This is a genomic window from Methylobacterium sp. WL8 (assembly GCF_008040045.1).
In the GTDB taxonomy this organism is placed as follows: Bacteria; Pseudomonadota; Alphaproteobacteria; order Rhizobiales; family Beijerinckiaceae; genus Methylobacterium; species Methylobacterium cerastii.
In genome coordinates this window covers 1-10,973 of the sequence record NZ_VRVF01000109.1, presented here as the reverse complement: position 1 = coordinate 10,973, position 10,973 = coordinate 1, and the positions used below count along the sequence as shown (strand labels likewise).

Here is a 10,973-nt window from a genome sequence, read left to right as displayed (position 1 = left end):
CTGCCGCCGTCTCGCGAAGGATTGGGAATGCAAAAGCCGGAAAGGGCGAGCGTTCGTCCTCTTGGCCTCCATCCGCCTCATGACCCGAAAGCTCTGTCAGAAAACATTATGATGCCGGACAGACTCTAAGGAGGCCTCCAGGGATAGCGCGATCTCTGGAGGCCTCCTTCGAGGCCGCTGACGCGGCACCTCAAGATGAGGTGGTGGGTTGGGAAAAGGGAGGAACCCTTGTCACCGATCGTGGTCAGACCCGCGCTTAAAGCTTGCAGGCGCCGTCGAGCGCAGCGTTCTCGGCCGCCGTGAACAGGCGTGAGCGGATGTGGAAGCGCTTCTCGCGGCCGTTCTCCAGGGAGAACATGCCGCCGCGTCCGGGCACCACGTCGAGCAGGATGTGGGTGTGCTTCCAGACCGCGAACTGCGAGCGGCTGATGAAGAAGTCCGCGCCCCCGACCTGGCCGAGATGCACGTCGCCGTCGCCGGTGATGAAGTCGCCCACCGGGTAGCACATCGGCGAAGAGCCGTCGCAGCAGCCGCCCGACTGGTGGAACATCACCGGGCCGTGCTCGGCACGAAGCTCGGCGATGAGCTCCAGGGCGGCCGGGGTCGCGGTGACCCGCAGCGGCGTCCCGTCGACGCCGGCCTGCTCGGCGGTGGTGGCGCTCGTCGCCGTGTCCGTCATGTCCGCTCCCATCCGCACCCCTTCCCGATCCCATGTGGTTCGCGCGGCGCCGAAATGCAGTGGTGGGCGCCAGCGAAAACGCCCCGGCCGCGAGGGCCGGGGCGAAGTCGTCTCGAAGTCGAAAGCGCCAGCCCGTGGGCCGGAGCCAGGCCGGCCTAGAAGAAGCCGAGCTTCTTGGCCGAGTAGCTCACCAGCATGTTCTTGGTCTGCTGGTAGTGGTCGAGCATCATGCGATGGTTCTCGCGGCCGATGCCGGACTGCTTGTAGCCGCCGAAGGCCGCGTGCGCCGGGTAGGCGTGGTAGCAATTGGTCCAGACGCGGCCGGCCTGGATCGAGCGGCCGAAGCGGTAGGCGCGGGTGCCGTCGCGGGTCCACACGCCGGCCCCTAAGCCGTAGAGCGTGTCGTTGGCGATACTGAGCGCGTCGGCGTCGTCCTTGAAGGTCGTCACCGAGAGCACCGGCCCGAAGATCTCCTCCTGGAAGATCCGCATCTTGTTGTGGCCCTGGAGCACCGTCGGCTGCACGTAGAAGCCGTCGGCGAACTCGCCGTCCTTCACGTTGCGCGCGCCGCCGGTGAGCACCTTGGCGCCCTCCTGCCGGCCGATGTCGATGTAGGAGAGGATCTTCTCCATCTGCTCGGACGAGGCCTGCGCGCCGATCATGGTCGCGGGATCGAGCGGCGAGCCCTGCGTGATCGCCTCGACGCGCTTGACCGCGCGCTCCATGAACCGGTCGTAGATCGACTCGTGCACCAGCGCGCGGCTCGGGCAGGTGCAGACCTCGCCCTGGTTGAGGGCGAACATGGTGAAGCCTTCGAGCGCCTTGTCGAAGAAGTCGTCGTCCTCGTTGGCCACGTCCGCGAAGAAGATGTTCGGCGACTTGCCGCCGAGCTCCAGCGTCACCGGGATCAGGTTCTGCGAGGCGTACTGCATGATCAGCCGGCCCGTCGTCGTCTCGCCGGTGAAGGCGATCTTGGCGATGCGGGGCGAGGAGGCCAGCGGCTTGCCGCATTCCAGGCCGAAGCCGTTGACGACGTTGAGCGTGCCCGGCGGCAGCAGGTCGGCGATCAGCTCCATCACCACGAGGATCGAGGCGGGGGTCTGCTCGGCGGGCTTGAGGACGATGCAGTTGCCGGCGGCGAGCGCCGGGGCGACCTTCCACACCGCCATCAGGATCGGGAAGTTCCACGGGATGATCTGCCCGACGACGCCGAGCGGCTCGTGGAAGTGGTAGGCCACCGTGTCGTGGTCGATCTCGGAGATGCCGCCTTCCTGGGCGCGGATGCAGCCGGCGAAGTAGCGGAAGTGGTCGATGGCGAGCGGGATGTCGGCGTTCACCGTTTCGCGGATCGGCTTGCCGTTGTCCCAGGTCTCGGCGAGCGCGATCAGGTCGAGGTTCTCCTCCATCCGGTCTGCGATCTTGTTGAGGATGCGGGCGCGCTCGCCGGCCGACGTGCGGCCCCAGGCGTCCTTGGCGGCGTGGGCGGCGTCGAGCGCCTTCTCCACGTCCTGCGCGTCCGAGCGGGCGACCTCGCAGATGACGCGGCCGGTGATCGGCGAGGTGTTCTCGAAGTAACGGCCGTTCGCCGGCGCCACCCACTGCCCGCCGATGAAGTTGTCGTAGCGGGCCGAGAACGGCGACTTGGTCTTGGCGTCGGCCAGGAATTCCGGCTTGTTCATGGTGCTGATCCTCCGTGCGGCTCCGGCATGGCGTGCCGGCTCTTTTTCGGACTTTTCGCGTTCCGGCCACAGCCAAGGACAGTCGAGCGGCGATGGCAAGCCGGACTTTTGGCCAAAGGCGGGTGCGAACGCCGCGTGCACGGTAGCCCCATCCGGGGGTGATGGCGACCGAAACGGCGCGGCTTCAGGTCGCCTTCCGCGCCTTGCGGGTCGCAGCCGCCTTCTTGGCGGAGGCCGAGCGCTGCTCCGGCGTGCGCGCGGCCGAGGCCTTTCCGCCTTTCTCGCCACCCTTCTCGCCGCCCGCATGCGCGGCCGGGTGGTCGGTGGCCTTGCCGCGGCCCGAGCCGCCGGGCTTCTTGCCGCCGCCGTCGTCCTTGTTGACGGTCGCCCAGGCGCGAGCTTCGGCCTGCTCCTCGGGCACGCCGCGCTTTTCATAGGATTGCGCGATGTGCTCGGCCTTGCGGACCTGCTTGTCGGTGTACTTGCTCTTGTCACCCTGGGGCATGGCGAAACCTCGTGCGGTGCGGCGAACGGCGCCTCAGCCGGTTCCGGTCGGCCCGTCGAGGACCGCGCGCACGCGGCGGATCAGGTCGGTCCGGCGGTAGGGCTTGTTCAACACGTCGAACTCGGATCCCCCGACGTCGGTTCGCTCCAGGCTCGCCTCGGCGTAGCCGGTGGTGAGCAGCACCTTGAGGCGCGGCTGCCGGCGGCGCGCCTCGCGGGCGAGCATCACCCCGTTCATGCCGCCCGGCATGATCAGGTCGGTGAAGATCATGTCGATGCGGTCGTTGCCGTCGAGGATCTCGAGCGCTTCGCGCCCGTTCCCGGCCATCAGCGTGACGTAGCCGAAGTCGCGCAGGATCGTGCGGGCGAGCTCGGCCACGTCCTCGCGGTCGTCGACGATCAGGATGGTCTCGGTGCCCTGGCGCTCGGTGGTGCGGGCGGGCGGCTTGGGCGCCTCCTTCACCCCGGTCTCGGTCACCGGGAAGGACAGGCGCACGGTGGTGCCCTCCCCCAAAACCGATTCGATCTTCGCGGCTCCGCCCGATTGCTTGGCGAAGCCGTAGACCATCGAGAGGCCGAGGCCGGTGCCCTTGCCCTCCTCCTTGGTGGTGAAGAACGGGTCCATCACGCGGGTCAGCACCGAGGGCGGCATGCCGGTGCCGCCGTCGGTGATCGAGACCTGGACGTAGCGCCCGGCGCGCAGGGGGCCGGTCCCGGTGATCTCGCGCTCGGATACGTCGAGGTTCTCGGTGACGACCCGGATCGGCCCGCCCTCCGGCATCGCGTCGCGGGCGTTGATCATCACGTTGAGCAGCGCGACCTCGGCCTGGGTCGGGTCGACGCGGCAGTTCCACAGGTCCGGCGCCAGGTCGTAGGCGACGGTGACGGCGTCGCCGACGGAGCGGGCGACCATGTCGCGCATTCCCCCGATCAGGGCGTTGAGGTTGACCGCGCGGCCCTCCAGCCGCTGCTTGCGCGAGAAGGCGAGGAGCTGCTGCGTCAGGGTCGTGGCGCGCTGCGCGGCCTGCCGGATGTTGTCGGCGGCGCGCCCCAGCCGGGCCTTGTCGGCGTCGGGCTTCTCCAACCCGGCGCTGAGGATGTCGACGTAGCCGACGATGACCTGGAGCAGGTTGTTGAAGTCGTGCGCGATGCCGCCGGTGAGCTGGCCCAGCGCCTCCATCTTCTGCGCCTGGCCTAAAGCCTCCTCGGCGTCGCGCCGGCGCGACACGTCGAGCTGCGAGGCGAAGAAGTACAGCAGCTCGCCGTTGGTGTCGTAGAGCGGGGAGACGAACAGCGCGTTCCAGAAGGTCGAGCCGTCCTTGCGGTAGTTCAGGATCTCGGTGCTGTACTCGCGCCGCTCGTCGATCGCCGCCCGGACCTGCGCCACCGCCTCGCGGTCCGTCTCCGCCCCCTGCAGGAAGCGGCAGTTGCGGCCGATGATCTCCTCCTGGCCGTAGCCGGACATCGCCAGGAAGGCGTTGTTGGCGAAGATGATCGGGTTGTCGGGCTGGCGCGGATCGGTGACCGTCATCGGCATGCGGGTCGTCTCGACGGCCGCGAAGAAGATCTCGTTGCGCGGGTCGGACATGGCGGTGGCGGACCCGGCGCCGACGCGGGTGGTGCGGCCGGTCGGCGGGGTCTCGGGCGTCTGGGTCATGTCGGGGCGGTCTCGTCCGTCGGCATCGGTCTCGCGACTCCGTGATGGTGCGGCTGGGCGGGTAACACGGCGGCGTTGCCCCTGTTCGGACAGCCTCCGAGCCGACGTCATCGCGACAACGCGAAGGGGCGACCGTGCGATCCAGGTTTTCTAGCGGGAGTCCAAACTCGATCGAAGGCGAATTGTCGCCCGAACCGGCGATCCGGCCGCCGCCGTCACTGTTCAGCTTGCCTCGGGATGGATAGGGATTGATCTCGACGCCGCGCCTTCCCGAATCGGGAAGTCCCCGTGCGTCCTACGTCGGCGAGCAGCAGTCTTGACGACTGCAACCTGAGATTATCCGGGCCCATGTCCGACATCGACGTGGTGTTCATCGCGCCCGATCCTTCGGCCGGTCACGGCCTCCGGTCGGCCCGTCGCACGATCGTCTTCGCGCCCGGCGAGCCGGTGCCGCGGGTCGGCGAGTGCGTGATCCTCGGGTTCGACGCCGAGGCGTCGCGCTGGCTGGTGCACGACGTCGCCCACATCTTCGAGCACGACGCCCACGGCATCGCGATCAAGCTCGCCCTGCCGGCGGAGGGCTGACGCCGCCCCGGACTACTCCGCCGCCTGCGGCAGGGTGGCAACGGGCGTCGCCGCCGTCCGCGCCGGCTCGACGCCGGGCGCACGCGACACGGCGACGGCGTTCTCGATCGCGTCGTTCAGGGTGGTGACGAGGACGTCGGCGGAGGTCGCCCGGCGCAGGCGGTCGAGGGTGGCCGGGTCGCGCTCGCCCCAGAACCCGACGAGGACGCGCACGCCCGGCACCGCGGCGCGGGCCTGCCGGACGGTGAAGCGGATCTGCGACAGGCTCACCGGCTCGAGATAGGAGAAGCAGATCATCGCGAGGCTGGCCGCGTCCTTCGGCCGGGCGCCGCCGCGGATCGCCGACATGGCCATCACTTCGGAGCGCAATCCGTGGCGGTCGAGGGTCTGGCTCAGCATCAGCGTCGCCGCCTCGTCGAAGGGGCCGCGGCTGGAGACGCAGAGCACCGGCACCGCGCCGCGCCAGGCCGGCGCGAGGTCGGCGGGCTTGAGCACCACGGCGGCGACCTTACGGTCCGGCCCCGCCGCGGCGACGGCGGCGGCGGCTTCGGAGCTCCCAGTCCGCGCCTTTCCCTTGCGCGGGCGCAGGGCCACCGGCGTCGTCCCGAGGCGGGCGACCACGGTGCGAATCGCGGCGCCGACCTCGCCCTGGCGCGCACGGTCGAGGGTGCCGCGGGACAGGTCGTCCTGCGCCAGCCGCAAGCCGGCCAGAACGACCTCGTCGTAGTAGGTGACGAGCGCGCGCTCCTTCAGGAACTGCCGGCCCTGGTCGATCGCCTCCGCCGGGTCGTTGGCAAGCATGCGCTGGTAGAAGATCTCGGGCGGGTCGAGGGCCGGCTGGTCGCCGAGCAGCACGTCGAGATACCAGAGCCTATCGACGTGGCGGCCGAGCACGACGAGGCAGACCGTGAGCGGGGTGGCCAGCACGAGGCCGATCGGCCCCCACAGGAACGTCCAGATCGTCGCCGAGAGGATGACCGCGATCGGCGAGAGCCCGGTGGAGTGCCCGTAGAGCAGCGGCTCGATCACGTGGCCGGCGATCGGCTCGACCACGAGGAACAGCGCCGCCGTGGCGATCACCATGCTCCAGCCCGGATCGACGGAGGCCGCCAGCACCAGCGGCAGCAGGGCGCTGATCGCGGCGCCGATATAGGGCACGAAGCGCAGGATCGCCGCGAGCACGCCGAACAGGGTCGGGCTCGGTACACCGATCCACCACAGCCCGACGCCGATCACCACGCCGAAGGCCACGTTGAGGGCGAGCTGCGCCAGGAAGAACCGGCTGAGGCGGCGCGCCGCGTCGTCGATGGCCGCGGTGGTGCGGCGCAGGTCGCCCGAGCCGCCGGCCAGCCGGATCATCCGGTTCCGCAGGTCCTCGCGCTGGAGCAGGATGAAGATCGTGAAGATCAGGATCAGGCCGGTGGTGGCCAGCGGGTGCAGGATCGGCCCGGCGAAGGTCTGGAGGTTCTCGACGAGGCCGGCCCGCGCCGCGCGGATCTCCACGGTGAGCGGATGCCCGGTCGAGCCCGGATCGCCCTTCAGCTCCGGCGGCGGCGGCGGCGACAGCGTCGCGCTCAGGTCCTGGAACACGTCGACGATGCGCGACAGCGTGCCGGTGTCGGCGGTGGCGCCGCGCAGGGACTTGATCTTGTCCTGCATCACCAGGGAGTAGCGCGGCAGGTCGGAGACGAGCTGCCCGCCCTCGCGCACGATCAGGCTGCCGATCCCGAACAGTGCTCCGAACACCACGACGACCACCAGCAGCACCGCCGGCACCCGCGGCATGCGGATGTGCCCGAGCAGGCGCACCGCCGGCACGAGGACGAAGCTCAGCAGGATCGCCAGCGTCACCGGCACGAGGATGTCGCGCCCGAAATACAGCGCGGCCATCACCGCGAGGACGAGCAGCAGCGAGGCCAGGGCGACGAAGACCGGCAGGCCGTTCTTCAGGCGCTGCGCGGTGACGGGGTCGTCGCTCATGGATTACGCTCCGGTTACGCCTGTGTTCGACCGCTCGAGCGTTCCCCCATCGACGCCCCTTATCCTTAGGTGCCCGCGGCAGCGGGCTGCGAAGGAGCCCTCCAGGACCCGCCGAGACCGCGGGAGGGCTCTTTCGAGGCCCGCTGAGCTGCGGTACCTCAGGATGAGGTGGAAGGGAGGAGAACCGCCCTAGCCCGCCGTCGCGGTCTCGCCCAAGGCCGCGCTGATCTGGCTGAGCAGCTTCGAGAAGTCGACGGGCTTGGGGTGGTAGTCGTCGCAGCCGGCCTGGATCGCCTTGTCGCGATCGCCCGACATGGCGTGGGCGGTGAGCGCGATGATCGGGATGCCGCGGGTGTCGCTGCCGGACTTCAGCGCGCGGGCCGCCGACCAGCCGTCGAGGATCGGCAGGTTCATGTCGAGGAGGATCACGTCGGGGCGGCCCGAGCGCGCCTGCTGCACGCCGGCCTCGCCGTCATGAGCCAGGATCACCTCGTACCCGCGACGCTTGAGCCGGCGGGACAGGAAATCCCAGATCTCCTCGTGATCTTCGACCAGCAGAATCTTGGGCATGGATGTTGGGTCCCCGACGCACGGCCGTCCGACGCGTCGCCGCCGCGCATCGATTCTTCAACGCGCGGCGGCCCACGATCGTCCGATTTTTTGTATTCAAACCCTCGTGGCAGATCATCTGCTCGAGGGGAAGGCGCCGCGTTCAGCGATCTTCGTCGTTGAGGTGGAAATGGACCTCTTGGATGTTGGCCCGCTCGAAGGCCTGCATCACGTGCTGGTAGGAGCGCTCCATCTCCGTCACCGCGTCGCCGGGGGTGTCGTCGGGCTTGAGGACGAACATCAGCATCGAGCGCCCGGTCACGTCGTAGCGCTCGCCGGACGTGAAGCTCGCGACCTCCTGGCTGTCGGGCAGGTTGGTGTCGAGCAGGCGCGTCCAGGCCGATCCGCCGACCGACTCGGGCAGGGTGAACTGCACGAGGTCGTGGTAGGCGTTGTACATGATCAGCAAGGTGGCATCGCCGCCGCGCCGGTGCACGCCCGACGCCTGGGCGCGCCCGTCGAGCAGCACCGCTAGGGAGCGGGCGCCGCCGTCGGTCCAGTTCTCAGATCCCATCTCGTGCCCGTCCGGGCGCAGCCACGTCACGTCCTTGACGCCGAACTCCTCGTCGTACTGCCCGGTCAGGTAGCGGCCGCGGCTGAGGATCGGCAGGGCGTTGCGCAGCAGGATCAGGCGCTGGGTGAACTCGGCGAGGTCGCGCTCCTCGGCGCCGATCGCCCCCCAGTCGATCCACGAGACCTCGTTGTCCTGGCAGTAGGCGTTGTTGTTGCCCTGCTGGGTGCGCGCGAACTCGTCGCCGGCCAGCAGCATCGGCGTGCCGTGCGACAGGAACAGGGTCGCGAGCATGTTGCGCATCTGGCGCAGGCGCACGGCGCGGATCGCCGGGTCGTCGGTCGGGCCCTCGACGCCGTAATTGTACGACAGGTTGTGCGAGTGGCCGTCACGGTTGTTTTCGCCGTTCGCCTCGTTGTGCTTGTCGTTGTAGGCGACGGTGTCGTGCAGGGTGAAGCCGTCATGCGCGGTGAGGAAGTTCACCGAGGCCCACGGCTTACGCCCGCGCTTGTTGAACTTGTCGGCCGAGCCGGTGATGCGGTTGGCCAGATCCGGCAGCAGGCCCTCGTCGCCCTTCCAATAGCCGCGCACGTCGTCGCGGAACCGGTCGTTCCACTCGGCCCAGCCGGGCGGGAAGCCGCCGACCTGGTAGCCGCCCGGGCCGCAATCCCACGGCTCGGCGATGAGCTTCACGTCGTTCAGCACCGGGTCCTGGCGGCAGGCGTCGAGGAAGCCGCCGCCCTCGTCGAAGCCGTGCGGCTCGCGCCCGAGGATGGTGGCGAGGTCGAAGCGGAAGCCGTCGACGCGCATCTCGGTCGCCCAGTAGCGCAGGGAGTCCATGACGAGCTGCAGCACGCGGGGATGCGAGAGGTTGAAGGTGTTCCCGGTGCCGGTGTCGTTGATGTAGTAGCGCTCCTGCCCCGGCAGCAGCCGGTAGTAGGAGGCGTTGTCGATCCCCTTGAACGACAGGGTCGGACCCTTCTCGTTGCCCTCGGCGGTGTGGTTGTAGACCACGTCGAGGATCACCTCGAGGCCGGCGCCGTGCAGGCGGGCGACCATCTCCTTGAACTCCGAGAAGGCGAAGTCCGGCACCGCCGCGTAGCGACGGGCGGGGGTGAAGAACGAGATCGTGTTGTAGCCCCAGTAATTGACGAGGTTCTTTTCCTGCAGGTAGTCGTCCTGCACGAAGGCGTGGACCGGCAGCAGTTCCACCGCGGTCACGCCGAGGCTCTTGATGTAGTCGAGCACGTCGGGGTTGCCGAGGCCGGCATAGGTGCCGCGCAGGCGCTCGGGCACCCGCGGATGGTTCTTGGTCAGGCCCTTCACGTGGGCCTCGTAGACGATGGTCTTCTCCCACGGGACGTTCGGCTTGCGGTAAGCGCCCCAGGTGAAGGCCGGGTCGATGACCTGGCTGCGGCGGGTGAACGGCGCGCTGTCGCGCTCGTCGAAGGTCAGGTCGTCGCCGGTCTCCATCTGGTAGCCGAACAGGGCCGGGTTCCAGGTGATCGAGCCGACGAGCCCCTTGGCGTAGGGGTCGATCAGCAGCTTGTTGTGGTTGAAGCGGTGCCCGGCCTTCGGCTCGTAGGGGCCGTGGACGCGGTAACCGTAGATCGTGCCGGGCCGCGCGTCGGGCAGGTAACCGTGCCAGACCTCGTCGGTGTATTCAGGGAGCGCGATCCGCTCGATCTCCTTCTCGCCGGACTCGTCGAACAGGCAGAGCTCGACCTTGGTCGCGTGGGCGGAGAAGACGGCGAAGTTCACGCCGAGGCCGTCCCAGGTGGCGCCGCGGGGATAGGGCTTGCCTTCCTGGATGCGCGAACGAACGGGGCGGGTCGAGACTACGTTTCGAATTGGGTCGGCCATGTTCACTCCGTCGGCCGGGGCCGCATCACGACGACCGCCGCCTGACGTTCGGCGACGGGGCCCCCGGGCCGTTTTGTGAACGTGCGGCCGACGGCGAAGCTCCCGGGCGCCGGAAATTTTTGCAGCGCAGCGACACGAGCCCGCGATCCGGGCGGAACCCGTTCCGGCACCTGCGATTTTTGCGCGAGCTGGGTTCTTCCACCGCCCCGTGCGGCGCGCCATAGTAAGGGCTCGCCCCGGGCACGGCCCGGCATTCGCGGCCCATCGCGGCGCCAATCGAGCGCGTCGCGCCTTCCGGAGCAGACCGCATGAGCGTCGAGGCAACGAACGACGAAGGCCCCGATCACGCCTCCGGGCTGCAGATCGTGGCCGACCGCCACGGCGTCGGCCTCGACGCGGTACGCCACCTGTTGCGGGCGCTGGAGGCCGGCAACGGCACGATGGCGCAGTTCGACCACCCGGAACTCGGCGGCATGGGCCAGTGGTTCTCCGGCGGCATGGTCATGGTCGGACGGATGTTCGACGCCGAGCTGAAGGCCCGCGTCGCCGGCCTCTGCGCCGAGCTTGCCGGCGCGCTGCCCGCCGCCGGCTGGAGCGGCCAGGGATGGAACGCAGGCGAGCGCGGCGGCGGCGAATGGTGGCCGGCGGGCCTCGGCCGGCCGTCGAGCGCCGGCGCCCAGGACGGGCTGCGCTACGCCTACTTCCCCGAGGCAAGGCGGCTGGCGATCGAGTCCGATTCCGGCGTCGCGCTCTACGACACCGGCGAGCACCGGATCTCGGGCGTCTCTCAGTCGAACGGCGCCCTGCGCTTCACGGGACCGCAGGGGAGCATCGGCCTCGACACCCTGCGCCGCCTCGCCCCCGACGCGACCGAGCCCGCACGCGCCGCCGCCTCTACCCCCGAAC

Annotated in this window: 9 protein-coding genes and 1 pseudogene; 3 read left to right on the top strand and 7 right to left on the bottom strand. The window is 69.4% G+C overall.

Annotated features, from left to right (window positions below; translation table 11 throughout):
- Positions 1-112: pseudogene (locus FV234_RS23925) on the top strand (IS5/IS1182 family transposase); the annotation flags it as partial.
- Positions 113-256: 144 nt separating this feature from the next.
- Here FV234_RS23925 and FV234_RS23920 read toward each other — a convergent pair.
- From FV234_RS23920 to FV234_RS23905, 4 genes are all read right to left on the bottom strand, one after another.
- The gene (locus tag FV234_RS23920; RefSeq protein ID WP_147762789.1) at positions 257-679 is read right to left on the bottom strand and encodes a DUF779 domain-containing protein; all 423 of its coding nucleotides are present in this window, start codon (positions 677-679) and stop codon (positions 257-259) included.
- A gap of 155 nt (positions 680-834) precedes the next feature.
- A complete protein-coding gene (gene adh / locus FV234_RS23915; protein ID WP_147750374.1) occupies positions 835-2,358 on the bottom strand; it encodes an aldehyde dehydrogenase in 1,524 nt (507 codons plus the stop codon).
- A gap of 184 nt (positions 2,359-2,542) precedes the next feature.
- Positions 2,543-2,863 carry a plasmid stabilization protein gene (locus tag FV234_RS23910; RefSeq protein ID WP_147762790.1) on the bottom strand — a complete coding sequence of 107 codons (321 nt, stop codon included), beginning with the start codon at positions 2,861-2,863 and terminating at the stop codon, positions 2,543-2,545.
- A gap of 33 nt (positions 2,864-2,896) precedes the next feature.
- A complete protein-coding gene (locus FV234_RS23905; protein WP_147750372.1) occupies positions 2,897-4,519 on the bottom strand; it encodes a hybrid sensor histidine kinase/response regulator in 1,623 nt (540 codons plus the stop codon).
- Between the two features lie 348 nt (positions 4,520-4,867).
- Between FV234_RS23905 and FV234_RS23900 the strand changes: the two genes are divergently transcribed.
- Positions 4,868-5,104 (top strand): hypothetical protein, encoded by a 237-nt coding sequence (locus FV234_RS23900; protein WP_147750371.1) that lies wholly within the window; start codon positions 4,868-4,870, stop codon positions 5,102-5,104.
- A 12-nt stretch (positions 5,105-5,116) separates the two neighbouring features.
- Here the strand turns inward: FV234_RS23900 and FV234_RS23895 are convergent, their stop codons facing one another.
- From FV234_RS23895 to glgX, 3 genes are all read right to left on the bottom strand, one after another.
- A complete protein-coding gene (locus FV234_RS23895; protein WP_147762791.1) occupies positions 5,117-7,084 on the bottom strand; it encodes an AI-2E family transporter in 1,968 nt (655 codons plus the stop codon).
- A 189-nt stretch (positions 7,085-7,273) separates the two neighbouring features.
- Complete coding sequence (locus tag FV234_RS23890) at positions 7,274-7,654, bottom strand: response regulator (RefSeq protein WP_147750369.1); 381 nt, start codon at positions 7,652-7,654, stop codon at positions 7,274-7,276.
- A gap of 142 nt (positions 7,655-7,796) precedes the next feature.
- Positions 7,797-10,067 carry a glycogen debranching protein GlgX gene (gene glgX / locus FV234_RS23885; protein ID WP_147750368.1) on the bottom strand — a complete coding sequence of 757 codons (2,271 nt, stop codon included), beginning with the start codon at positions 10,065-10,067 and terminating at the stop codon, positions 7,797-7,799.
- A 308-nt stretch (positions 10,068-10,375) separates the two neighbouring features.
- Between glgX and FV234_RS23880 the strand changes: the two genes are divergently transcribed.
- A partial coding sequence (locus FV234_RS23880) for an SHOCT domain-containing protein (RefSeq protein WP_147832102.1) occupies positions 10,376-10,973 on the top strand: 598 nt, incomplete at its 3' end.

Excerpts from the sequence above, each read along its gene's own strand:
- FV234_RS23900 (WP_147750371.1), top strand. The coding sequence starts at position 4,868 with ATGTCCGACATCGACGTGGTGTTCATCGCGCCCGATCCTTCGGCCGGT.
- FV234_RS23895 (WP_147762791.1), bottom strand. The coding sequence starts at position 7,084 with ATGAGCGACGACCCCGTCACCGCGCAGCGCCTGAAGAACGGCCTGCCG.
- adh (WP_147750374.1), bottom strand. The coding sequence starts at position 2,358 with ATGAACAAGCCGGAATTCCTGGCCGACGCCAAGACCAAGTCGCCGTTC.
- FV234_RS23910 (WP_147762790.1), bottom strand. The coding sequence starts at position 2,863 with ATGCCCCAGGGTGACAAGAGCAAGTACACCGACAAGCAGGTCCGCAAG.
- FV234_RS23920 (WP_147762789.1), bottom strand. The coding sequence starts at position 679 with ATGACGGACACGGCGACGAGCGCCACCACCGCCGAGCAGGCCGGCGTC.
- glgX (WP_147750368.1), bottom strand. The coding sequence starts at position 10,067 with ATGGCCGACCCAATTCGAAACGTAGTCTCGACCCGCCCCGTTCGTTCG.
- FV234_RS23890 (WP_147750369.1), bottom strand. The coding sequence starts at position 7,654 with ATGCCCAAGATTCTGCTGGTCGAAGATCACGAGGAGATCTGGGATTTC.
- FV234_RS23905 (WP_147750372.1), bottom strand. The coding sequence starts at position 4,519 with ATGACCCAGACGCCCGAGACCCCGCCGACCGGCCGCACCACCCGCGTC.